The sequence below is a fragment of the Superficieibacter electus genome (genome assembly GCF_002915575.1).
Classification (GTDB): Bacteria; Pseudomonadota; Gammaproteobacteria; order Enterobacterales; family Enterobacteriaceae; genus Superficieibacter; species Superficieibacter electus.
In genome coordinates this window covers 76,569-98,195 of the sequence record NZ_PQGD01000017.1, presented here as the reverse complement: position 1 = coordinate 98,195, position 21,627 = coordinate 76,569, and the positions used below count along the sequence as shown (strand labels likewise).

General features: G+C 52.7%; 24 protein-coding genes and 1 tRNA gene. 18 read left to right on the top strand and 7 right to left on the bottom strand.

The genetic code is table 11. From position 1 onward, the window contains the following. Window positions 1-6: 6 nt before the first annotated feature. The gene (gene kdsD, locus CHU32_RS19910; protein ID WP_103676732.1) at window positions 7-993 is read right to left on the bottom strand and encodes an arabinose-5-phosphate isomerase KdsD; all 987 of its coding nucleotides are present in this window, start codon (window positions 991-993) and stop codon (window positions 7-9) included. 575 nt (window positions 994-1,568) lie between these two features. Here kdsD and mlaF point away from each other — a divergent pair. The 7 genes from mlaF (at window position 1,569) to murA (ending at window position 6,481) form a co-directional block, all read left to right on the top strand. Then, window positions 1,569-2,381: a phospholipid ABC transporter ATP-binding protein MlaF gene (mlaF, locus tag CHU32_RS19905; protein WP_103676731.1), complete on the top strand. Its 813-nt coding sequence runs from the start codon at window positions 1,569-1,571 to the stop codon at window positions 2,379-2,381. 6 nt (window positions 2,382-2,387) lie between these two features. Continuing rightward, window positions 2,388-3,170 carry a lipid asymmetry maintenance ABC transporter permease subunit MlaE gene (gene mlaE / locus CHU32_RS19900; RefSeq protein WP_103676730.1) on the top strand — a complete coding sequence of 261 codons (783 nt, stop codon included), beginning with the start codon at window positions 2,388-2,390 and terminating at the stop codon, window positions 3,168-3,170. Window positions 3,171-3,174: 4 nt separating this feature from the next. After that, window positions 3,175-3,726: an outer membrane lipid asymmetry maintenance protein MlaD gene (mlaD, locus tag CHU32_RS19895; protein WP_103676729.1), complete on the top strand. Its 552-nt coding sequence runs from the start codon at window positions 3,175-3,177 to the stop codon at window positions 3,724-3,726. A gap of 18 nt (window positions 3,727-3,744) precedes the next feature. Continuing rightward, window positions 3,745-4,380, top strand: coding sequence for a phospholipid-binding protein MlaC (mlaC, locus tag CHU32_RS19890; RefSeq protein WP_103676728.1), 636 nt, complete (start codon window positions 3,745-3,747; stop codon window positions 4,378-4,380). Beyond that, window positions 4,380-4,673, top strand: a complete 294-nt coding sequence (gene mlaB / locus CHU32_RS19885; RefSeq protein WP_103676727.1) for a lipid asymmetry maintenance protein MlaB — start codon at window positions 4,380-4,382, stop codon at window positions 4,671-4,673. Before mlaC ends, mlaB begins: the two co-directional genes overlap by 1 nt. 125 nt (window positions 4,674-4,798) lie before the next feature. Further along, window positions 4,799-5,053 carry a BolA family iron metabolism protein IbaG gene (ibaG, locus tag CHU32_RS19880; RefSeq protein ID WP_103676726.1) on the top strand — a complete coding sequence of 85 codons (255 nt, stop codon included), beginning with the start codon at window positions 4,799-4,801 and terminating at the stop codon, window positions 5,051-5,053. Window positions 5,054-5,221: 168 nt separating this feature from the next. Beyond that, window positions 5,222-6,481 carry a UDP-N-acetylglucosamine 1-carboxyvinyltransferase gene (gene murA / locus CHU32_RS19875; RefSeq protein ID WP_103676725.1) on the top strand — a complete coding sequence of 420 codons (1,260 nt, stop codon included), beginning with the start codon at window positions 5,222-5,224 and terminating at the stop codon, window positions 6,479-6,481. A gap of 36 nt (window positions 6,482-6,517) precedes the next feature. On the opposite strand, the gene sfsB is transcribed toward murA, so the two are convergent. Together sfsB and ispB are read right to left on the bottom strand one after the other, a co-directional pair. Further along, window positions 6,518-6,793 carry a DNA-binding transcriptional regulator SfsB gene (gene sfsB / locus CHU32_RS19870; RefSeq protein ID WP_133159258.1) on the bottom strand — a complete coding sequence of 92 codons (276 nt, stop codon included), beginning with the start codon at window positions 6,791-6,793 and terminating at the stop codon, window positions 6,518-6,520. 192 nt (window positions 6,794-6,985) lie between these two features. After that, window positions 6,986-7,957 (bottom strand): octaprenyl diphosphate synthase, encoded by a 972-nt coding sequence (ispB, locus tag CHU32_RS19865; RefSeq protein ID WP_103676723.1) that lies wholly within the window; start codon window positions 7,955-7,957, stop codon window positions 6,986-6,988. A 257-nt stretch (window positions 7,958-8,214) separates the two neighbouring features. Here ispB and rplU point away from each other — a divergent pair, with 257 nt between their 5' ends. From rplU to cgtA, 4 genes are all read left to right on the top strand, one after another. Next, window positions 8,215-8,526: a 50S ribosomal protein L21 gene (rplU, locus tag CHU32_RS19860; RefSeq protein ID WP_002434221.1), complete on the top strand. Its 312-nt coding sequence runs from the start codon at window positions 8,215-8,217 to the stop codon at window positions 8,524-8,526. Between the two features lie 19 nt (window positions 8,527-8,545). Then, window positions 8,546-8,803, top strand: coding sequence for a 50S ribosomal protein L27 (rpmA, locus tag CHU32_RS19855; protein WP_000940593.1), 258 nt, complete (start codon window positions 8,546-8,548; stop codon window positions 8,801-8,803). A 127-nt stretch (window positions 8,804-8,930) separates the two neighbouring features. Further along, the gene (locus CHU32_RS19850; RefSeq protein WP_103676722.1) at window positions 8,931-9,902 is read left to right on the top strand and encodes a DMT family transporter; all 972 of its coding nucleotides are present in this window, start codon (window positions 8,931-8,933) and stop codon (window positions 9,900-9,902) included. Then, window positions 9,899-11,074 (top strand): Obg family GTPase CgtA, encoded by a 1,176-nt coding sequence (gene cgtA / locus CHU32_RS19845; RefSeq protein ID WP_103676721.1) that lies wholly within the window; start codon window positions 9,899-9,901, stop codon window positions 11,072-11,074. The genes CHU32_RS19850 and cgtA overlap by 4 nt, the downstream gene beginning before the upstream one ends. 108 nt (window positions 11,075-11,182) lie before the next feature. On the opposite strand, the gene dacB is transcribed toward cgtA, so the two are convergent. Continuing rightward, complete coding sequence (gene dacB, locus CHU32_RS19840) at window positions 11,183-12,616, bottom strand: serine-type D-Ala-D-Ala carboxypeptidase (RefSeq protein WP_103676720.1); 1,434 nt, start codon at window positions 12,614-12,616, stop codon at window positions 11,183-11,185. A 237-nt stretch (window positions 12,617-12,853) separates the two neighbouring features. Between dacB and greA the strand changes: the two genes are divergently transcribed. Further along, complete coding sequence (gene greA / locus CHU32_RS19835) at window positions 12,854-13,330, top strand: transcription elongation factor GreA (protein WP_103676719.1); 477 nt, start codon at window positions 12,854-12,856, stop codon at window positions 13,328-13,330. Window positions 13,331-13,470: 140 nt separating this feature from the next. On the opposite strand, the gene yhbY is transcribed toward greA, so the two are convergent. Further along, complete coding sequence (gene yhbY / locus CHU32_RS19830) at window positions 13,471-13,764, bottom strand: ribosome assembly RNA-binding protein YhbY (protein WP_103676718.1); 294 nt, start codon at window positions 13,762-13,764, stop codon at window positions 13,471-13,473. Between the two features lie 126 nt (window positions 13,765-13,890). Here yhbY and rlmE point away from each other — a divergent pair, with 126 nt between their 5' ends. From rlmE to CHU32_RS19800, 6 genes are all read left to right on the top strand, one after another. Further along, window positions 13,891-14,517: a 23S rRNA (uridine(2552)-2'-O)-methyltransferase RlmE gene (gene rlmE, locus CHU32_RS19825; RefSeq protein WP_103676717.1), complete on the top strand. Its 627-nt coding sequence runs from the start codon at window positions 13,891-13,893 to the stop codon at window positions 14,515-14,517. Window positions 14,518-14,619: 102 nt separating this feature from the next. Further along, window positions 14,620-16,533, top strand: a complete 1,914-nt coding sequence (ftsH, locus tag CHU32_RS19820; RefSeq protein ID WP_103676716.1) for an ATP-dependent zinc metalloprotease FtsH — start codon at window positions 14,620-14,622, stop codon at window positions 16,531-16,533. A 108-nt stretch (window positions 16,534-16,641) separates the two neighbouring features. Beyond that, window positions 16,642-17,490 carry a dihydropteroate synthase gene (folP, locus tag CHU32_RS19815; protein WP_103676715.1) on the top strand — a complete coding sequence of 283 codons (849 nt, stop codon included), beginning with the start codon at window positions 16,642-16,644 and terminating at the stop codon, window positions 17,488-17,490. Continuing rightward, window positions 17,483-18,820: a phosphoglucosamine mutase gene (glmM, locus tag CHU32_RS19810; RefSeq protein ID WP_103676714.1), complete on the top strand. Its 1,338-nt coding sequence runs from the start codon at window positions 17,483-17,485 to the stop codon at window positions 18,818-18,820. The genes folP and glmM overlap by 8 nt, the downstream gene beginning before the upstream one ends. A 225-nt stretch (window positions 18,821-19,045) precedes the next feature. Then, window positions 19,046-19,378, top strand: coding sequence for a preprotein translocase subunit SecG (gene secG / locus CHU32_RS19805; RefSeq protein WP_103676713.1), 333 nt, complete (start codon window positions 19,046-19,048; stop codon window positions 19,376-19,378). A gap of 9 nt (window positions 19,379-19,387) precedes the next feature. After that, window positions 19,388-19,474, top strand: a tRNA-Leu gene (locus tag CHU32_RS19800). Window positions 19,475-19,571: 97 nt separating this feature from the next. Here CHU32_RS19800 and CHU32_RS19795 read toward each other — a convergent pair. Together CHU32_RS19795 and argG are read right to left on the bottom strand one after the other, a co-directional pair. After that, window positions 19,572-19,913, bottom strand: coding sequence for a hypothetical protein (locus CHU32_RS19795; protein WP_103676712.1), 342 nt, complete (start codon window positions 19,911-19,913; stop codon window positions 19,572-19,574). A gap of 126 nt (window positions 19,914-20,039) precedes the next feature. Next, window positions 20,040-21,383 (bottom strand): argininosuccinate synthase, encoded by a 1,344-nt coding sequence (gene argG, locus CHU32_RS19790; RefSeq protein WP_103676711.1) that lies wholly within the window; start codon window positions 21,381-21,383, stop codon window positions 20,040-20,042. Between the last annotated feature and the right edge of the window lie 244 nt (window positions 21,384-21,627).

Below are 21,627 nucleotides of genomic sequence, written 5' to 3'. Positions count from 1 at the left end.
CCTTTCTTACACTACGCCTGCGCGCAGTAAATCATGCATATGTATCACACCCAGCAACTGGTCGCCATCGGCAACCATGACGCAGGTGATGTGGCGGGACTGCATCAGGTTCAGCGCATCGACTGCCAGCGTACCGGGGCGAATGCGAATGCCGCCTGGCGTCATCACGTCGGCAATATTCAGGCTGCGTAAATCCGCTCCATTATCAAAAATGCGGCGCAGGTCGCCATCGGTAAAGATACCTTCGATTTTCATATCATCGCCACAAATCACCGTCATGCCGAGATTTTTGCGCGTAATCTCCAGCAGCGCGTCACGCAGAGAGGCGTTTTTCGCCACTTTCGGGATCTCACTGCCGGTGTGCATAATATCGTTCACTCGCAGCAGCAATTTGCGACCCAGCGCGCCGCCCGGGTGAGAAAGCGCAAAATCTTCGGCGGTAAAACCGCGTGCTTTCAGTAACGCAACGGCCAGCGCATCGCCCATGACTAACGCGGCGGTAGTGCTACTCGTCGGCGCAAGCCCCAGCGGGCAGGCTTCGCGCGGCACTTTGACGCACAAATGGATATCGGCGGCACGCCCCATGCTGCTTTCCGGACGGCTGGTCATGCAGATTAACGGCACGCGCAGGCGTTTAAGCACCGGAATAAGCGCCAGAATTTCGTTAGACTCGCCGGAGTTCGACAGGGCAATCACGATATCCTGCGGCGTTACCATCCCCAGGTCACCGTGAGCGGCTTCCCCTGGATGAACAAAGAACGATGAGGTGCCAGTGCTGGCGAAGGTTGCTGCCATCTTCCTGCCGATATGGCCGGATTTGCCCATGCCCATCACGACAACTTTGCCCGCACAGTGAAAAATGCGCTCACAGGCCTGACTGAAATCCTGATTGATGAAACGATCAAGTTCAGTCAATCCTTCGCGTTCAATCTCCAGCACCTCTTTACCGGCCTGCTGAAAGTCAAAATCCGGCGATAACTCTAATTGCGACATAGTACGTGTCCGTTTTAATCCATAAAAATCGGTGGCAGCCGTACAGCACACCTGCCATGCAGAAAAATACGCCCGTTAAAAGGCTTGTTTGTCTGCCATTTTCCCCGGCAGACCAGCGATTTTAACAATGAATAGCCGGGTACAGCCAGCCCCGACATGAAAATGCCGTCTATTCTGAAGGGATTGGTATCGTCGTTTGCCAGCTTTGTCTGCGAACATACTATTAACAGTAGCGGCAATTTGCGTCGCAGGATATCAGAATGCGCGGTAAATAGGTGCAGTAAAGCCCCCGCTATCGGGATGGTTAATGCCTGAGGCTAAACTGATTATTAACAGAGACGACGCGAAAAGCATCATAACGCTTTTCTTCAGGTATAATCCCCGGCTTGCTGCCTTAAATCGAAGCGGCATGAAAGAAACGAAGCGGTTTAACCGTTTTGACGTTATGTGCTGTAAACGTAAAACGCGTGCCTGTTTTCACTCACTTAGCAGGTAAGATTCTGTAAAAATGCTGGGATTGCGGCGTTTTTAAGCTTCATGCTTCCTCTTAAGAGGTCTAATGAAAGGAATTATCGATGAGTCAGACTATGGCGAATCTGGTCGATATTAAGGGCGTTAGCTTTTCGCGCGGCAACCGCCTGATTTTCGACAATATCTCGCTGTCGGTGCCTCGCGGGAAGATCACTGCGATCATGGGACCGTCAGGGATCGGGAAGACGACACTGCTGCGCTTGATCGGCGGTCAGATCCCACCTGATGCCGGACAGATCCTTTTTGATGGCGAAAATGTGCCTGATATGTCACGTTCGCGTCTTTACACCGTGCGAAAACGCATGAGCATGCTGTTTCAGTCTGGCGCACTGTTTACTGACATGAACGTCTTCGATAATGTCGCCTATCCATTGCGTGAACACACGCACTTACCTGCCTCATTGCTGAAAAGTACAGTAATGATGAAGCTTGAAGCCGTCGGTTTACGCGGCGCGGCAAAATTGATGCCGTCAGAGCTTTCAGGAGGGATGGCGCGGCGTGCGGCGCTGGCGCGTGCCATTGCGCTGGAGCCCGATTTAATCATGTTCGACGAGCCATTTGTCGGCCAGGACCCTATCACAATGGGCGTGCTGGTGAAATTAATTTCAGAACTGAATAGTGCGCTTGGCATTACCTGTATTGTGGTCTCACACGACGTACCGGAAGTGTTGAGCATCGCTGACGATGCCTGGATTGTGGCGGACAAAAAAATTGTCGCCCATGGCAGTCCGCAGGCGCTACAGGATAACGCTGACCCCAGAGTACGACAATTTCTGGACGGTATTGCCGACGGCCCGGTGCCGTTTCGCTATCCCGCAGGCGATTATCACCACGATTTATTCGGCACAGGGAGTTAAGCGCTCATGCTGTTAAATACACTGGCAGCGCTCGGACATCGCGGTATCAAGACGATATCCACCTTCGGGCGCGCAGGGTTAATGTTATTCAACGCCCTGGTTGGCAAGCCAGAATTCCGCAAACATGCACCGCTGCTGGTACGTCAGCTTTATAACGTTGGCGTGTTATCCATGGTTATCATTATAGTCTCCGGCGTTTTCATCGGTATGGTGCTGGGACTACAAGGGTACCTGGTGCTTACCACCTATGGTGCTGAGACCAGCCTTGGGATGCTGGTGGCGCTGTCGCTGCTGCGTGAGCTGGGGCCGGTGGTGGCTGCACTGTTGTTTGCCGGGCGAGCAGGTTCCGCGTTAACGGCGGAAATTGGCCTGATGCGTGCCACCGAGCAGCTCTCCAGTCTTGAAATGATGGCGGTGGACCCGCTACGTCGGGTTATCTCACCGCGCTTCTGGGCCGGGGTGATCTCACTGCCGCTGTTGACGATCATTTTTGTCGCTGTTGGCATCTGGGGAGGATCGCTTGTCGGTGTGAGCTGGAAAGGCATTGATGCGGGCTTCTTCTGGTCTGCAATGCACGATGCCGTCGACCTGCGTCTCGATCTAATCAACTGTCTTATTAAAAGCGTAGTGTTCGCCATTACGGTTACTTGGATTGCGTTATTCAACGGTTATGACGCAATCCCTACTTCCGCCGGAATAAGCCGGGCAACAACGCGTACGGTTGTTCACGCTTCGCTGGCTGTCCTTGGTCTGGATTTTGTGCTGACTGCACTGATGTTTGGGAATTGAGTTCATGCAAACGAAAAAAAGTGAAATCTGGGTGGGTATCTTTTTGCTGGTTGCGCTGCTGGCGGGATTGTTTATTTGCCTGAAGGCGGCGAATGTCACCTCGCTGCGTACCGAGCCCACTTATCGCGTCTACGCTACCTTCGATAACATCGGTGGGCTAAAAGCCAGTTCACCGGTGCGCATTGGCGGCGTGGTGATTGGGCGCGTGGCAGACATCAGCCTCGATCCGAAAACCTATTTGCCGCGCGTAGCGCTGGATATTGAAGATCGTTATAGCCAGATCCCGGATACCAGTTCGCTGGCAATCCGTACCTCTGGCCTGCTGGGAGAACAGTATCTGGCGTTGAACGTGGGTTTTGAAGACCCGGAGCTGGGAACGTCTATGCTTAAAGAAGGAAGCACGATTCAGGATACGAAGTCCGCGATGGTGCTGGAAGATCTGATCGGACAATTCCTTTACAACAGCAAAGGTGGCGATAATCAGAACTCAACGGATGCACCGTCAGCGGCTGACGGCCATACTGATACCGCCACTCCCGCAGGTACGACGAATTAATTTCAGGAGAAACAAGATATGTTCAAACGTTTACTTATGGTCGCAATGCTGGTTATTGCACCGCTGACGGCAGCCACCGCCGCCGATCAGTCTAATCCCTACAAGCTGATGGACCAGGCTGCGAAGAAAACTTTTGACCGCCTGAAAAACGAGCAGCCTAAAATCCGCTCGAATCCGGACTACCTGCGCGATGTCGTCGATCAGGAACTGCTGCCTTACGTACAAATTAAATACGCCGGTGCGCTGGTGCTGGGGCGTTACTACAAAGACGCCACGCCTGCCCAGCGTGAGGCCTATTTCGCCGCCTTCCGCGAATATCTGAAGCAGGCTTATGGTCAGGCGCTGGCCATGTATCACGGCCAGTCTTACCAAATCGCGCCTGAACAGCCGCTGGGCGATGCGACGATCGTGCCTATCCGCGTGACGATTGTCGATCCGAATGGCCGTCCGCCGGTACGTCTGGATTTCCAGTGGCGTAAAAACTCCCAGACCGGTAACTGGCAGGCGTATGACATGATTGCCGAAGGCGTCAGTATGATCACCACTAAACAGAACGAGTGGAGCGATTTGCTGCGCACCAAAGGTATCGACGGCCTGACCGCTCAGTTGCAGTCGATTTCACGGCAGAAAATTACCCTGGACGAGAAGAAATAATGACCCAGGTACTCAGCTGGACACGGGAAGGCGACAGGCTGGTGTTAACAGGAGAACTGGACCAGGACGTGCTTACCCCGTTGTGGGAGGCGCGTGACAAAGTAATGCAAGGCGTTACTTGTATCGACCTGAGCCAGATTTCCCGCGTTGACACCGGAGGCCTGGCGCTGCTGGTCCATCTGGTTGCTCTGTCCAGGCGTCAGGGCAATGGGGTTTCACTCGACGGCGTTAACGAGAAGGTCTATGCCCTGGCGCAGCTGTATAATCTGCCGGACGATGTCCTTCCTCGTTAATATTATCAATCCGTTAAATCCGCCAGCCTCGCCTGTTTTACTCGCGAGGCTTTTTGCTTATTTAAGACAGCGCCACTTTGCTCTAAGATGTTGGGCTGTTTTACTACCAGATGATACTAGAGCCCATGGAAAATCATGAAATTCAGACCGTGCTGATGAATGCACTCTCTCTTACGGAAGTCCACGTTTCCGGCGATGGCAGCCACTTTCAGGTGATTGCCGTGGGTGAGCTTTTTGACGGCATGAGCCGGGTTAAGAAGCAGCAAACCATTTACGCGCCGCTGATGGAATACATCGCGGACAACCGCATTCATGCGCTGTCGATCAAAGCCTATACCCCGCAGGAGTGGGCGCGCGATCGCAAACTTAACGGTTTCTGAACCGCAGGCGAACGCCAGCAGTGACGCCAATTGCTGACAACGCCTGGGCGCATGCGTATCGGGCTTACACTGTTTGTTGTGGTGTAGGCCGGCTAAGCGCAGCACCACCCGTAAAAAGGGCATCGCGTTGTTATCAGCCTTATAAACGACTTAAAAGAGACACGATCAATGGATAAATTTCGAGTTCAGGGGCCAACCCGGCTTCAGGGCGAGGTCACCATTTCCGGTGCTAAAAATGCGGCGTTGCCGATCCTTTTCGCTGCGTTGCTGGCGGAAGATCCGGTTGAGATACAGAACGTACCTAAGCTTAAAGACGTCGATACCTCCATGAAACTGCTCAGCCAGCTGGGCGCAAAGGTAGAGCGTAACGGCTCTGTTCATATTGATGCAAGCGACGTAAATGTATTCTGCGCACCTTACGATCTGGTGAAAACCATGCGTGCCTCTATCTGGGCGCTGGGGCCGCTGGTGGCGCGCTTTGGGCAGGGCCAGGTCTCGCTTCCGGGCGGCTGCACCATCGGTGCGCGTCCGGTGGATCTGCACATTACCGGCCTGGAGCAGCTCGGTGCGACCATCAAGCTGGAAGAAGGGTACGTAAAAGCGTCCGTTGATGGCCGTCTGAAAGGCGCGCACATCGTGATGGATAAGGTCAGTGTCGGTGCGACGGTAACCATCATGTCAGCCGCTACGCTGGCTGAAGGCACCACGATTATCGAGAACGCAGCGCGCGAGCCGGAAATTGTCGATACCGCCAATTTCCTGAATACGCTGGGCGCAAAAATCAGCGGCCAGGGTAGCGATCGCATTACCATCGAAGGCGTTGCCCGTCTTGGCGGCGGCGTATATCGCGTTCTGCCAGACCGTATTGAAACCGGGACTTTCCTGGTGGCGGCGGCGATTTCCGGTGGCAAAATCGTTTGCCGTGGCGCGCAGCCTGCAACGCTTGACGCGGTGCTGGCCAAGCTGCGTGAAGCGGGCGCGGATATCGAAACCGGTGAAGACTGGATTAGCCTGGACATGCACGGTCAGCGTCCAAAAGGCGTTAATGTGCGTACCGCGCCGCATCCGGGCTTCCCGACCGATATGCAGGCTCAGTTTACCCTGCTGAACCTGGTGGCCGAAGGCACCGGTGTGATCACTGAAACCGTCTTCGAAAACCGCTTTATGCACATCCCGGAATTGATCCGTATGGGTGCCCGGGCAGAAATCGAAAGTAATACGGCAATCTGTCATGGTGTGGCACAGCTTTCCGGGGCGCAGGTTATGGCGACCGATCTACGTGCTTCCGCAAGTCTGGTCCTGGCAGGTTGTATTGCTGAAGGAACGACGGTAGTCGATCGCATTTATCATATCGATCGTGGCTACGAGTGTATTGAAGACAAACTGCGCGCGCTGGGCGCAAAGATTGAACGGGTGAAAGGCGAGTAACACACCCTGCGCCGCCCCGCGGGGCTGCGCCAAGGATTATTTTTTCGCTCGTGGCTGACGCATTAGGGTACTTCTGTCAATAAACTCATGCGTGACAGGATCATGATAGCGGGAAGGCCATATTGCCCAGGGTTCAGTGCCCAGCGCCTTAGCGATGATCAATTCCCCTTTTGGCCATGGTCTGGCTAACGTGTTGGCAAGCGTCGAAGAACTCAGTCCGTTCTCACGCGATACCGCTGCCATCGATGTCCCTTTTTTATGCAGTCCGGCGATGATATCGGCCGGATGCCAGTCAATGAACTTTTCCATAATATCTCCCTGTATATGTCGGCTGAATATTAACGTCATCAGCGACAGCGTTACTATAACGTCAGGTAAGGCTTAGTTCTAAAAAGTTCGAGTAAATGGAATTAAATTCAGAATATATTTAGATTACGGGCTATTAATCAGCGATCTTAGGATTTTATTGGAATTTTCCCGCGCTTTTTAGCGCGAGAAATAAGATTAATGGTCACGTTGTACGGCGATGTGCGCCAGGGCAATCAGCGCTTCGCGCCAGGGATTAGCGGGGAGAACTTGTAGGGCAGTAATGGCTTTGTCCGCTTCTTCTTCCGCGCGCTGGCGCGTCCACGCCAGCGAACCACAGGCGGCCATTGTTTCCAGCACCGGTTCAAGCAGGTGCCGGCCGTTACCCTGTTCAATGGCGGAGCGGATCATCGCGGCCTGCTCAGCGTTACCATGTTGCATGGCGTGCAGCAGCGGTAGCGTCGGTTTACCTTCGTTAAGGTCATCACCAACGTTTTTACCCAGCGTTTCACCATCTGCGCTGTAATCCAGGAGATCGTCAATCAGCTGGAAAGCGGTGCCGAGATAGCGGCCATAATCCTGCAACGCACGTTCTTCTTGCGGCGTGCAACCGGCGAGGATGCCGGAACACTGCGATGCGGCTTCAAATAAACGCGCGGTTTTGCTGTAGATAACGCGCATATAATTTTCTTCAGTGATATCTGGATCGTTCACGTTCATCAGTTGCAGAACTTCACCTTCCGCAATAACGTTGACCGCTTCAGACATGATATCCAGCACTTTCAGCGATCCGAGACGGGTCATCATCTGAAAGGCGCGAGTATAGATAAAATCGCCAACCAGCACGCTGGCAGCGTTGCCGAAGGCGGCGTTAGCGGTCGCTTTACCGCGGCGCATGTCGGATTCGTCCACAACATCGTCATGAAGCAGGGTCGCCGTGTGGATAAATTCGATCAATGCCGCTACGGTAATGTGCGCATTGCCTTCATAACCCACCGCGCGTGCAGCCAGTACAGCAATCATCGGACGGATGCGTTTTCCGCCGCCGCTGACAATGTAATGCCCTAACTGGTTAATCAGCAGTACGTCCGACGTGAGCTGTTCAAGAATGACTGCATTGACACCCGCCATATCCTGCGCGGTTAACTCATTGATTTTATCTAAATTCATCGCAAAAGCCGGGCTTAATGTCCTGTTTACCACATCTCAAAATGGGATAACATAGGTTTAATGATGGAATAGTAGTGTGGATTGTACTGTAAAAATGCGCCAGATAAACGTTGTCGTGATTGTTGTGTTTTTTTTCTGCGTGGATTGATGATCGTACTTGTCAAAGGCTCGCGTTTTGCGTAATATTCGCGCCCTATTGTGAATATTTATAGCGCACTCTGTATCACACAAAGATGTGCGCGGAAGCGGAGTTTTTTATGTACGCGGTTTTCCAAAGTGGTGGTAAACAACACCGAGTAAGCGAAGGTCAGACCGTTCGCCTGGAAAAGCTGGACATCGCAACTGGCGAAGCTGTTGAGTTCGCTGAAGTTCTGATGATCGCAAACGGTGAAGATGTTAAAATCGGCGTTCCTTTCGTCGATGGCGGCGTAATCAAAGCTGAAGTGGTTGCTCACGGTCGTGGCGAGAAAGTTAAAATCGTTAAGTTTCGTCGTCGTAAACACTACCGTAAGCAGCAGGGCCATCGTCAGTGGTTCACTGACGTGAAAATTACTGGCATCAGCGCCTAAGACCTGAGGAGAGATTTAAATGGCACATAAAAAGGCTGGCGGCTCGACTCGTAACGGTCGCGATTCAGAAGCTAAACGTCTGGGCGTAAAACGCTTTGGCGGCGAAGCAGTTCTGGCAGGTAGCATCATCGTTCGTCAACGTGGTACTAAATTCCACGCTGGCACCAACGTAGGTTGCGGCCGTGACCACACTCTGTTTGCAAAAGCTGACGGTAAAGTGAAATTCGAAGTTAAAGGCCCGAAAAACCGTAAATATATCAGCATCGTTGCTGAGTAAGTTTTTCGTGGTCCGGTAACGGATTGAAGCCCCGCACCTGTTGCGGGGCTTTTTACATTCGACGACCGGTAAATATGCTTGTGAAGCCGTCATCAGCGGTTAACGAGCCATTGCAGGGAAAACGGGCATGAAGCAACAGGCTGGCATTGGTATTGTTCTGGCGCTCACCACGGCGATGTGCTGGGGAGCATTACCAATCGCCATGAAGCAGGTGCTGGAAGTGATGGAGCCGCCCACCGTGGTGTTCTATCGCTTTTTGATGGCGGCAATAGGGTTGGGTATCATTCTGGCCTGCAAAGGAAGGCTGCCCTCGCTGCGTTTGTTCCGCAAACCGCGCTGGCTGCTACTGCTGATCGTCGCAACCTGCGGGTTAGCAGGTAATTTCATCCTGTTCAGCTCATCCCTGCAATACTTAAGCCCGACAGCCTCACAGGTTATCGGCCAGCTTTCTCCCGTCGGCATGATGGTCGCCAGCGTCGTTATCCTCAAAGAGAAAATGCGTGGCACGCAGATTTTCGGCGCGGTAATGCTGCTCAGCGGTCTGGGGATGTTTTTTAATACCAGTCTGATCGAGATTTTCACCCGCCTGACGGATTACACCTGGGGCGTTATTTTCGGCGTGGGCGCGGCGTCGGTGTGGGTGAGTTATGGCGTTGCGCAGAAAGTATTATTGCGCCGCCTGGCGTCACCGCAGATCCTGCTTTTGTTGTACACTTTATGTACGATGGTATTATTGCCGCTGGCCAAGCCCGGCGTGATAACCCAATTAAACCACTGGCAACTGCTTTGTCTGCTGTTTTGCGGGCTAAATACGCTGGTTGGTTATGGCGCGCTTGCGGAGGCCATGGCGCGCTGGCAGGCGGCGCAGGTAAGCGCATTGATAACCCTGACACCGCTGTTTACGTTGTTATTTTCGGATTTATTATCACTGGCCTGGCCCGATTTCTTCGCCAGACCGATGTTAAACCTTTTAGGTTATCTCGGTGCGTTTGTCGTGGTTGCGGGCGCGATGTATTCCGCCATTGGTCATCGTCTCTGGGGGCGGTGGCGTAAGCGTGATTATCCCGCTCAGGCGAATGATTTACGGAGAGTAAAATGAAGTTTGTTGATGAAGCATCCATCCTGGTAGTAGCAGGTGACGGCGGCAATGGTTGCGTGAGCTTCCGTCGCGAAAAATATATTCCCAAAGGTGGCCCGGACGGCGGCGATGGCGGGGACGGCGGCGATGTCTGGCTGGAAGCAGATGAAAACCTGAATACGTTGATCGACTACCGCTTTGAAAAATCGTTCCGCGCCGAGCGTGGTGAGAACGGTCAGAGCCGTGACTGTACCGGTAAGCGTGGCAAGGACGTGTCGATTAAAGTTCCGGTGGGAACACGCGTTATCGATCAGGGCACCGGTGAGACCATGGGCGATATGACCAAACACGGTCAGCGTCTGATGGTCGCTAAAGGCGGCTGGCACGGTCTCGGTAATACCCGGTTTAAATCCTCGGTGAACCGTACTCCGCGTCAGAAAACGATGGGGACACCGGGCGACAAGCGTGATTTACAGCTGGAACTGATGCTGCTGGCCGATGTGGGCATGCTCGGTATGCCAAATGCCGGTAAATCCACCTTTATTCGCGCAGTATCGGCAGCGAAGCCAAAAGTAGCCGATTATCCGTTTACCACTCTGGTCCCGAGCCTTGGCGTGGTCCGCATGGACACCGAGAAGAGCTTTGTGGTGGCTGATATCCCCGGACTTATCGAAGGTGCGGCAGAAGGTGCCGGGCTGGGTATTCGCTTCCTGAAGCACCTTGAACGCTGCCGCGTGCTGTTACACCTCATTGATATCGATCCGATTGACGGTTCCGATCCGGTAGAAAACGCCCGCATTATTATCGGCGAGCTGGAAAAATACAGCGAAAGCCTGGCTTCAAAACCGCGCTGGCTGGTATTTAACAAGATTGACCTGATGGATAAAGCGGAAGCAGAAGAGAAAGCCAAAGCGATCGCCGATGCGCTGGGCTGGGAAGATCAATTCTACCTTATCTCTGCTGCCAGTCAGACCGGCGTGAAAGATCTCTGCTGGGATGTGATGACCTTTATCATCGACAACCCGGTTGTTCAGGCGCAGGAAGAGAAACAGCCGGAAAAAGTCGAGTTCATGTGGGATGACTACCACCGTCAGCAGCTTGAAGAAGCCGCCGTTGAAGACGATGACGAAGAGTGGGATGACGACTGGGACGAAGACGACGAAGAAGGCGTTGAGTTCATCTATAAACGCTAAGATCGCAATCCCCGGTGGCGCTTCGTTTCCCGGGGCTACGGTCTGATTCTGATGATGTATCATCCATGCCTGATGGCGCAGCGCCATCAGGCATGCGTCCATTCAGGCTTAATTATTCTGGTAAATATCCTTATACAGCCGGCTTTCAAACCGCACCAGCGGAATGCGACGATTGCGCTGATCCGCAGGCTCTACCGCATACCCCGAAAGATACTGTACGAAAGCCATCCGTTGCCCGCTGGCCGTGGTAATAAAGCCTGCCAGGTTATATACCCCCTGTAACGACCCCGTTTTTGCCGAGACCTTACCATCAACCCCCGCCTGATGCAGGCCGGCACGATATTGTAGCGAGCCGTCATAGCCTGCCAGAGGCAGCATTGAGATATAATTCAGTTCGCTATCATGCTGGGCGATATACTGCAGCACCTGAATCATGGTTGCCGGTGCAATCAGGTTATGACGCGACAGACCTGAACCGTCAGCAATGATGGTATTGCCAATATCGACGCCCACCTGCTGACGCAGGATCTGCCTTACCGCATCGGAACCCGCACGCCACGTGCCTGGCACATTAAAGCGTGAATGGCCTACCATACGGAACACGGTATCCGCGATCATGTTGTCGGACTTTTTCAGCATAATCTTAAGCAAATCGTGCAGTGGAGCCGACTGTTTACTGGCAATGACGGTACCCGGCTCATTAACCTGCGTCTGGCGAAGCAGATTCCCGCTGTAAGTGATCCCGGCCTGTTTAAGCTCATCTTTAAGGATCGCACCCGCATAACTTGCCCCATCCTGAATGGCGAACGCCAGCGGTAGTGGCTCGGCACGCTGAGGCAGACAACCGGTAAGCGTAAAGCGGTTAAGCTCGCCCGGCACCACATCCAGCTCACAATACTGTGCATCCGCAGAGCCGCGAGCCAGGGTACGCACCTGGCTGAACATGGTTACCGGATAGAATGAGGCCACACGGATAAAGGCCAGATCTCCCGCTTTTTGTCCGCTATACAGCGAGACGGAGAAACAGTTCCGGTCAACGATCGCCGCGGCGGGTGGCGCGCTAAAACACTGCGTCATATCGTTCCACGGCCAGCCAGGCGCTTTGTCGTGACTGGCAAAAATTGAGGTGTCGATGAGCACATTGCCGTCAATTTTCTGTATGCCCGCGTTTTTGAGAACGGCGACCATATTGCGGAGATCCTGGCGCTTTAAGGTGGGATCTGCGCCGAAACGGGCAATCAGGTCGCCTTTCAAAATACCGTTATCTACGCTACCCTTGCTCTCCAGCGTGGTAGTAAAGCGGAAGTCAGGGCCGAGTTGCAACAGGGCAGCCAGTGCGGTAATTACCTTCTGAGTACTGGCGGGTAGCGCCATCTGCTGGCCGTGATAATCAATCTCTGGCGTCGGCGCTCCTATTTTTTGTACCATAAGGGCCAGGTTGGCACCTGCCGGGAGCTGGTTTACATACTCCTCGACATTTGCCGCCTGAACGCAGAACGCTAAACTGGTAGTCAATCCGATGATAAATCTGGAAAATCGCATAATCTCGCGCTAACAACCTGGAAACAAGCCGTCATACTACGGCGCAACACCCTGCAAAGTAAACGATGACCCATGGTGAACTTCAGGGTAAAATGACTATCAAACTGAAAAATTGCTGCTGACCTGGGACTTTGCTTCCGGGTCAGTTTTCTTTTGCTTCTGTCCTGCTACAAGGTGGTGGGACAAGAGGAAGCCGCGATTTACGGCCTCCTGAAGGAACGTTAAAGAGGTATAACAATGCAAGCTATTCCGATGACCTTACGTGGCGCAGAAAAACTGCGCGAAGAACTGGATTTTCTGAAATCTGTACGTCGTCCTGAAATTATTGCCGCGATTGCCGAAGCGCGTGAGCACGGCGATTTGAAAGAGAACGCGGAATATCATGCTGCGCGTGAGCAGCAGGGCTTCTGCGAAGGGCGAATCAAAGATATCGAGGCAAAACTGTCTAATGCGCAGGTTATCGATATCAGCAAAATGCCTAACAATGGTCGCGTCATCTTTGGCTCTACCGTTACCGTACTTAATCTGGACAGCGATGAAGAACAGACGTATCGCATCGTGGGCGATGACGAAGCTGATTTTAAGCAAAATCTGATTTCCGTAAACTCGCCTATTGCCCGTGGCCTGGTTGGCAAAGAACAGGACGACGTTGTCGTCATTCGCACGCCCGGTGGTGAAGTCGAATATGAAATCCTGAAGGTCGAATATCTTTAAGTTCGGTCTGTTGATTGATTGTAAAGATAAGAAAAAGGCCGCTTAGCGGCCTTTTATCAACGTGAAGAGCATGGCATTTTGCTCGTCTACCCGTTAAAACCCTCGTTTTACACAGAAAATGTGCCTAATTCAGGATATTATTAACGTGGCAGCGAGATTTTACGCTCTGCGGTCGGGCGATAGAGTACCAGCGTTTTACCGATGACCTGTACATTACAGGCACGGGTTTCGCGCACGATGGCGTCCACGATCAGGTTTTTTGTTTCGCGATCTTCCGATGCGATCTTCACCTTAATCAATTCGTGGTGCTCTAACGCTTGTTCAATCTCGGCCAGTACCCCTTCGGTCAAACCATTGTTGCCAAGCTGGACGACCGGCTTGAGCGGATGCGCCAGACCTTTGAGGTGCTGTTTTTGTTTAGTACTCAGATTCATCGTATATTTTTACTTACGTTGGGATTGAAAACGGGTCATTCTACCGCCATCTCCCATATATCGCCAAATTGCAGCGTAGAAATTTACGCTTCAGGCTACGATGAGCTCTCCCAATGGGAATGTTAAATGACAGGTAAAAAGCGTTCTGCCAGTTCAAGCCGCTGGCTTCATGAACACTTTAGCGATAAATATGTTCAACAGGCACAGAAAAAGGGGTTACGTTCCCGTGCCTGGTTTAAACTTGATGAAATACAGCAAAGTGACAAACTTTTTAAGCCGGGAATGACGGTCGTCGATCTCGGTGCTGCTCCGGGAGGGTGGTCGCAGTATGTAGTGACCCAAATCGGGGGCAAAGGCCGCATCATTGCATGCGATCTTTTACCCATGGACCCTATCGTTGGAGTGGACTTCCTTCAGGGCGATTTTCGTGATGAACTCGTGATGAAGGCATTACTGGATCGTGTGGGTGACAGTAAGGTTCAGGTTGTCATGTCCGATATGGCACCAAATATGAGCGGGACGCCTGCGGTCGATATTCCGCGCTCAATGTATCTGGTGGAACTGGCGTTACAGATGTGTCGTGACGTTTTAGCGCCGGGCGGTGGTTTTGTAGTGAAAGTATTTCAGGGCGAAGGTTTCGATGAGTATCTTCGGGAAATTCGTTCTCTGTTTACGAAAGTGAAAGTTCGTAAGCCGGACTCTTCGCGAGCACGTTCACGCGAAGTGTACATTGTAGCGACCGGGCGAAAGTAATAGCTGGTAGATTTCAGGCGAGAGTTTGAAAGACACTGGATATAGAGTATCCTGACGCTGTTTTTAACACAGTTGTAATAAGAGGTTAATCCCTTGAGTGACATGGCGAAAAACCTAATTCTCTGGCTGGTCATTGCCGTCGTGCTGATGTCAGTATTCCAGAGCTTTGGGCCCAGCGAGTCTAACGGACATAAGGTGGATTACTCTACCTTCCTGCAAGAGGTCAACCAGGACCAGGTTCGCGAAGCTCGTATAAACGGACGTGAAATCAACGTTACCAAGAAAGATAGTAACCGTTATACGACCTACATTCCGGTTAACGATCCTAAACTGCTTGATAACCTGCTGACCAAAAATGTGAAAGTGGTTGGTGAGCCGCCGGAAGAGCCGAGCCTGCTGGCTTCCATCTTCATCTCCTGGTTCCCAATGCTTCTGCTGATTGGGGTCTGGATCTTCTTCATGCGTCAGATGCAGGGCGGCGGTGGCAAAGGTGCCATGTCGTTCGGTAAAAGTAAGGCGCGCATGTTGACGGAAGATCAGATCAAAACCACCTTTGCTGACGTTGCTGGCTGTGACGAAGCAAAAGAAGAGGTGGGTGAGCTGGTTGAATACCTGCGCGAGCCAAGCCGCTTCCAGAAACTGGGCGGCAAAATCCCGAAAGGCGTCCTGATGGTCGGTCCTCCGGGTACAGGTAAAACCCTGCTGGCGAAAGCGATTGCGGGTGAAGCGAAGGTGCCGTTCTTTACGATTTCCGGTTCTGACTTTGTGGAAATGTTCGTCGGTGTCGGTGCATCTCGTGTGCGTGACATGTTCGAACAGGCCAAGAAAGCGGCCCCGTGCATTATCTTCATCGATGAAATCGACGCCGTCGGCCGCCAGCGTGGCGCAGGTCTGGGTGGCGGTCACGATGAACGTGAGCAGACGCTGAACCAGATGCTGGTCGAGATGGATGGCTTTGAAGGTAACGAAGGTATTATTGTTATCGCGGCGACTAACCGTCCGGACGTTCTTGACCCGGCGCTGCTGCGTCCTGGCCGTTTCGACCGTCAGGTCGTGGTCGGTCTGCCAGACGTTCGTGGTCGTGAGCAAATCCTGAAAGTGCATATGCGTCGCGTACCGCTGGCACCCGATATCGACGCGGCAATCATTGCGCGTGGTACGCCGGGCTTCTCCGGTGCGGATCTCGCAAACCTGGTGAACGAAGCGGCACTGTTTGCGGCGCGTGGCAACAAACGTGTTGTATCGATGGTGGAATTTGAGAAAGCGAAAGACAAAATCATGATGGGTGCGGAACGTCGCTCCATGGTGATGACGGAAGCGCAGAAAGAATCTACCGCCTATCACGAAGCGGGTCATGCGATTATAGGTCGCCTCGTACCGGAGCACGATCCGGTGCATAAAGTGACGATTATCCCGCGTGGTCGTGCGCTGGGTGTGACCTTCTTCCTGCCTGAAGGCGATGCCATCAGTGCCAGCCGTCAGAAGCTGGAAAGTCAGATCTCCACCCTGTACGGCGGTCGTCTGGCGGAAGAGATTATTTACGGCGTAGAGCATGTCTCTACCGGTGCGTCGAACGATATCAAAGTTGCGACGAATCTGGCGCGTAACATGGTCACCCAGTGGGGCTTCTCCGAGAAGCTGGGGCCGTTGCTGTATGCAGAAGAAGAAGGCGAAGTGTTCCTCGGTCGTAGCGTCGCCAAAGCGAAGCATATGTCTGATGAAACCGCGCGTATTATCGATCAGGAAGTGAAATCACTGATTGAGCGTAACTACAATCGCGCCCGTCACCTTCTTGATGACAACATGGACATCCTGCACGCGATGAAAGATGCGCTCATGAAATATGAGACCATTGATGCACCGCAAATCGACGACCTGATGGCACGCCGCGACGTGCGTCCACCAGCCGGTTGGGAAGATGCAGGCAGTTCTGGTAATTCAGACAGCAATGGTACACCACGTGCGCCGCGTCCGGTGGATGAACCCCGTACGCCGAATCCTGGTAATACCATGTAAGAAAAGTTGGGCGACCATTACGTCTCCCACTGTAGTACTCTAAAGCCCCGGCGCATCGCTCCGGGGCTTTTTCTTTTCAGTACGCAGACAACAATAACAGGGGTTTTCATGAAACTCGTTGCGCAAGGTTCGACGCTCGATTTGGCTTATCCTCATGTGATGGGCATTCTTAACGTTACGCCCGATTCTTTCTCCGATGGCGGGGCGCATAACTCGCTGGTGGATGCGGTTAAACATGCCAATCTGATGATTAATGCCGGGGCCACGATTATTGATGTGGGCGGTGAGTCCACGCGGCCTGGCGCGGCAGACGTCAGCGTTGAAGAAGAACTGGCTCGCGTGATCCCGGTCGTGGAAGCCATCGCGCAGCGTTTTGAAGTCTGGATTTCGGTGGACACCTCAAAACCGGAGGTGATCCGCGAAGCCGCGAGAGTGGGCGCTCACATCATTAATGACATCCGCTCGTTGAGCGAGCCGGGAGCACTTGAGGCCGCGGCAGAAACTGGCCTGCCGGTTTGTTTAATGCACATGCAGGGACAACCGAAAACAATGCAGGATGCCCCGCATTACGCCGATGTGTTTGCGGAGGTGAATCGCTACTTTGTTGAGCATATCGCTCGCTGTGAAGCTGCCGGGATCGCAAAAGAGAAATTGTTGCTCGACCCGGGCTTCGGTTTCGGTAAAAATCTCTCCCACAATTACACTCTGCTCGCGCGTTTATCTGAACTGCATCATTTTGGCCTGCCGCTGTTAGTCGGTATGTCGCGTAAATCAATGGTTGGGCAACTACTGAATGCTGGCCCTTCTGAACGATTAAGCGGTAGCCTGGCCTGTGCGGTCATCGCTGCGATGCAGGGCGCACAAATTATCCGCGTACATGATGTAAAAGAAACCGTTGACGCGATGCGTGTGGTCGAGGCGACATTATCAGCTAAGGAAAACAGACGTTATGAGTGACCGTAAATATTTTGGTACCGATGGCATCCGTGGTCGCGTAGGCGACGCGCCAATTACCCCTGATTTCGTGCTTAAGCTGGGCTGGGCTGCGGGCAAGGTGCTGGCACGCCACGGCTCGCGTAAAATCATCATCGGTAAAGATACCCGTATTTCAGGCTACATGCTGGAGTCGGCGCTGGAAGCGGGTCTCGCTGCAGCCGGGCTATCGGCCTCATTCACCGGTCCTATGCCGACGCCTGCCGTCGCCTACCTGACACGCACTTTCCGTGCGGAAGCCGGGATTGTGATCTCTGCGTCACATAACCCGTATTACGACAACGGCATCAAATTTTTCTCCATCGACGGCACCAAACTGCCGGATGAAGTTGAAGAAGCGATTGAAGCAGAGATGGAGAAAGAGATCACCTGCGTGGACTCCGCGGAGCTGGGTAAAGCCAGCCGTATTGTAGACGCCGCCGGGCGCTATATTGAGTTCTGCAAAGGCACTTTCCCGAACGAGCTGAGCCTTAATGAATTAAAAATTGTCGTCGACTGCGCTAACGGCGCGACCTACCACATTGCGCCAAACGTATTCCGCGAGCTGGGCGCAAAAGTCATCACTATGGGCTGCGAGCCTGACGGCGTGAACATCAATGAAAAGGTGGGAGCCACCGATGTTCGCGCGTTGCAGGCACGCGTGCTGGCGGAAAAGGCCCATCTCGGTATTGCGTTTGACGGCGATGGCGATCGCGTGATTATGGTCGATCATGAAGGGACGCGCGTCGATGGCGATCAGATCATGTATATCATCGCCCGCGAAGCGCTGCGTCAGGGACAGTTGCGCGGCGGGGCTGTTGGTACACTGATGAGCAATATGGGGCTGGAGCTGGCGCTTAAGCAGCTGGGTATTCCGTTTACCCGCGCTAAAGTTGGCGACCGCTACGTGCTGGAAAAGATGCAGGAAAAAGGCTGGCGCATCGGTGCGGAAAACTCCGGCCATGTGATCCTGCTGGACAAAACCACTACCGGCGACGGCATTGTGGCGGGGCTTCAGGTCGTCGCGGCGATGGTACGTAATCATATGAGCCTGCACGATCTGTGCAGCGGCATGAAAATGTTCCCGCAAATTCTGGTTAACGTCCGCTTTACTGCCGGGGCCAGCGATCCGCTTGAGCATGAAACGGTAAAAGCTGCGCTGGCTGAGGTCGAGGCGGCGCTGGGAAACCGGGGGCGTGTACTGCTGCGTAAATCGGGTACTGAACCTCTTATTCGCGTGATGGTGGAAGGCGAGAATGAAGCGCAGGTCACCGAGTTTGCTCACCGGATTGCCGACGCGGTTAAAGCCGTCTGATAGCACGTTAAGTTCCTGAGAAGGCGGTGGTTGCCGTCTTTTTAGGCAAAGCAAATGACTTTTGCTGTTTTTTTCCGCATTCGATACAATGCGGTGAAATTGCCCTTGCGAAGGTCATTCGCTTTGGTTAGTATTCACACCCGCTTCAGTGGGAAAGCATAAAGCCTCCCGCGATATTGGTCGAAGCAATTGGTATGCGGCAACTCCGCAAGGAACAGGTTAATTATGTACGAAGCTCTTTTGGTAGTTTTCCTTCTTGTGGCAATCGGCCTTGTCGGTCTGGTTATGCTACAGCAGGGTAAAGGCGCTGATATGGGAGCCTCATTCGGAGCAGGCGCTTCCGGTACGCTGTTTGGTTCAAGTGGTTCTGGTAACTTCATGACCCGTATGACGGCAGTGCTGGCAACGTTGTTCTTCATCCTTAGCCTGGTGCTTGGCAATATCAACAGTAATAAGGCCAATAAAGGAAGCGAGTGGGAAAACCTGAATGCGCCGGCGAAAACCGAGCAAACTCAGCCAGCTGCTCCGGCTCAGCCGACCAGCGATATCCCACGCTAAGTATTCTGTACCGAGGTGGTGGAATTGGTAGACACGCTACCTTGAGGTGGTAGTGCCCTAACGGGCTTGTGGGTTCGAGTCCCATCCTCGGTACCAATATTCCGAAAAAAAGACGCTGAAAAGCGTCTTTTTTTTCGTCTGTCGTTTTCTCAATTATCTGGTCTCTTTCCGCGCAGCGTTTTAAATAGCTCAGTCAGGCGTCGCTATTGAACTGAAGCCAGGTTTTGATTTGGCATTGGTTAGTAAAGCGCTTTAGTGCCGGCGATACAGTGACCGTATTCTTCCTGATTTCCTGTACCTTAAACTCGATCCAACAGGGGAAACAGCATGCATCGCTGTGCTGACCTTGTTCTTCTTCGTATTCGCAGCGAATCACAACGCCATCTTCAAATAGCCAGGTGCTGACCTTCTGATAAATTAATACATCCTCTTCGCTATGGGTTGATTCATTATCCGATAATAGCTGGTAAGAGTGCTGTAAATCGTTGGCATGTAATGCACTGATATAAAATGAGAGCGGTTTGTGGGATATCATCGTGTGCCTTTGAATCATTCTGCGGTCTGCACAGGTGCTGGTTTACGCTTATTAAATAACAGCAGAAGTGCGATCTATTTGTCCATAAAAAAAGCCGCTTGCGCGGCCTTTTGGGTCTGAATTCTGTTACTTCCCTTTATTTTCCAGATTCTCAACCTGCGGCACGCCGGTCGTGGCAGAAGAGGAAAGCAGGCCGGTTTTCGCATAACCGAACAGTTTCTCACGGGTATCGGTGATGTCCAGGTTACGCATGGTCAACTGGCCAATACGGTCGTCAGGAGAGAACACCGACTCGCCTTTCTCCATCGTCAGACGTTCTGCTTTATAGGTCAGGTTGTCCGAAACCGTATTCAGAATGGAGTAGTCATTACCGCGACGCAGTTCCAGCGTGACTTCACCGGTGATCTGGCTGGCGACCCAGCGTTGCAGGGCATCACGCAGCATTAACGCTTGCGAGTCGAACCAGCGGCCCTGATACAGCAGGCGACCGAGCTGGCGACCATGCGCATGATACTGCTCAATGGTGTCTTCGTTATGGATACCAGTCAGCAGACGCTCGTAAGCGATATGCAGCAGCGCCATCCCCGGGGCTTCATAGATGCCACGGCTTTTCGCTTCGATGATACGGTTTTCAATCTGATCGCTCATACCCAGCCCATGACGGCCACCAATGCGGTTTGCTTCCATCATCAGTTCTACGTCATCAGTAAAGGTTTTGCCGTTCAGGGCTACCGGATGCCCGTGTTCAAAACGTACCGTTACTTCTTCCGCGGCAATTTTGACGTTCTCATCCCAGAACTTCACGCCCATGATCGGATTAACAATTTTCACGCTGGAGTTAAGGAATTCCAGATCCTTCGCTTCATGCGTCGCGCCCAGCATGTTGGAGTCGGTAGAGTAGGCTTTTTCGACCGACATTTTGTAATCAAAGCCGCAGGCAATCATAAATTCCGACATCTCCTGACGCCCGCCGAGCTCGTCAATAAAGTCGGTATCCAGCCATGGTTTGTAGATTTTCAGTTCAGCATTGGTCAGCAGGCCGTAACGATAGAAGCGTTCGATATCGTTACCTTTATAGGTGCTGCCATCGCCCCAGATATTGACGCCATCTTCTTTCATGGCGGCAACCAGCATCGTGCCGGTGACGGCACGGCCCAGCGGGGTAGTGTTGAAATAGGTCAGGCCGCCGGTGGTATTATGAAACGCGCCGCACTGAATAGCTGCGATGCCCTCGGCAACCAGTTGCTTACGGCAGTCGATGAGACGAGCATTTTCTGCGCCATATTCTTTTGCACGACGCGGGATTGCCTCATAGTCGTCCTCATCCGGCTGCCCCAGGTTCGCCGTATAAGCATAGGGGACAGCCCCTTTTTGTCGCATCCACAGCAGCGCTGCGCTGGTGTCCAGACCGCCAGAAAAAGCGATACCAATACGTTGACCTGCCGGAAGATGCTTGAGAATCGTCGTCATAAAATAAACCCTGCCTGGTAGACTATGGAGAAATCATCTCTGGTACTGAATGCATGTTTATGCAAAATAAATGAGTTTTCATTTAAACACCTTTTGCTGCATATCGAAAGTCATTCATGACAATTTCAGCAAAAAAACCGCTGTGCGTCTTTACTCGCTATGCACAGACTCCGCGTTTTTATGCCGGTTAAAAAGCCCCTGATACAGGCAGTGGACGCACCTTGACACAACACGCTTTTTTTCC

Excerpts from the sequence above, each read along its gene's own strand:
- kdsD (WP_103676732.1), bottom strand. The coding sequence starts at position 993 with ATGTCGCAATTAGAGTTATCGCCGGATTTTGACTTTCAGCAGGCCGGT.
- mlaF (WP_103676731.1), top strand. The coding sequence starts at position 1,569 with ATGAGTCAGACTATGGCGAATCTGGTCGATATTAAGGGCGTTAGCTTT.
- mlaE (WP_103676730.1), top strand. The coding sequence starts at position 2,388 with ATGCTGTTAAATACACTGGCAGCGCTCGGACATCGCGGTATCAAGACG.
- mlaD (WP_103676729.1), top strand. The coding sequence starts at position 3,175 with ATGCAAACGAAAAAAAGTGAAATCTGGGTGGGTATCTTTTTGCTGGTT.
- mlaC (WP_103676728.1), top strand. The coding sequence starts at position 3,745 with ATGTTCAAACGTTTACTTATGGTCGCAATGCTGGTTATTGCACCGCTG.
- mlaB (WP_103676727.1), top strand. The coding sequence starts at position 4,380 with ATGACCCAGGTACTCAGCTGGACACGGGAAGGCGACAGGCTGGTGTTA.
- ibaG (WP_103676726.1), top strand. The coding sequence starts at position 4,799 with ATGGAAAATCATGAAATTCAGACCGTGCTGATGAATGCACTCTCTCTT.
- murA (WP_103676725.1), top strand. The coding sequence starts at position 5,222 with ATGGATAAATTTCGAGTTCAGGGGCCAACCCGGCTTCAGGGCGAGGTC.
- ispB (WP_103676723.1), bottom strand. The coding sequence starts at position 7,957 with ATGAATTTAGATAAAATCAATGAGTTAACCGCGCAGGATATGGCGGGT.
- rplU (WP_002434221.1), top strand. The coding sequence starts at position 8,215 with ATGTACGCGGTTTTCCAAAGTGGTGGTAAACAACACCGAGTAAGCGAA.
- rpmA (WP_000940593.1), top strand. The coding sequence starts at position 8,546 with ATGGCACATAAAAAGGCTGGCGGCTCGACTCGTAACGGTCGCGATTCA.
- CHU32_RS19850 (WP_103676722.1), top strand. The coding sequence starts at position 8,931 with ATGAAGCAACAGGCTGGCATTGGTATTGTTCTGGCGCTCACCACGGCG.
- cgtA (WP_103676721.1), top strand. The coding sequence starts at position 9,899 with ATGAAGTTTGTTGATGAAGCATCCATCCTGGTAGTAGCAGGTGACGGC.
- dacB (WP_103676720.1), bottom strand. The coding sequence starts at position 12,616 with ATGCGATTTTCCAGATTTATCATCGGATTGACTACCAGTTTAGCGTTC.
- greA (WP_103676719.1), top strand. The coding sequence starts at position 12,854 with ATGCAAGCTATTCCGATGACCTTACGTGGCGCAGAAAAACTGCGCGAA.
- yhbY (WP_103676718.1), bottom strand. The coding sequence starts at position 13,764 with ATGAATCTGAGTACTAAACAAAAACAGCACCTCAAAGGTCTGGCGCAT.
- rlmE (WP_103676717.1), top strand. The coding sequence starts at position 13,891 with ATGACAGGTAAAAAGCGTTCTGCCAGTTCAAGCCGCTGGCTTCATGAA.
- ftsH (WP_103676716.1), top strand. The coding sequence starts at position 14,620 with ATGGCGAAAAACCTAATTCTCTGGCTGGTCATTGCCGTCGTGCTGATG.
- folP (WP_103676715.1), top strand. The coding sequence starts at position 16,642 with ATGAAACTCGTTGCGCAAGGTTCGACGCTCGATTTGGCTTATCCTCAT.
- glmM (WP_103676714.1), top strand. The coding sequence starts at position 17,483 with ATGAGTGACCGTAAATATTTTGGTACCGATGGCATCCGTGGTCGCGTA.
- secG (WP_103676713.1), top strand. The coding sequence starts at position 19,046 with ATGTACGAAGCTCTTTTGGTAGTTTTCCTTCTTGTGGCAATCGGCCTT.
- CHU32_RS19795 (WP_103676712.1), bottom strand. The coding sequence starts at position 19,913 with ATGATATCCCACAAACCGCTCTCATTTTATATCAGTGCATTACATGCC.
- argG (WP_103676711.1), bottom strand. The coding sequence starts at position 21,383 with ATGACGACGATTCTCAAGCATCTTCCGGCAGGTCAACGTATTGGTATC.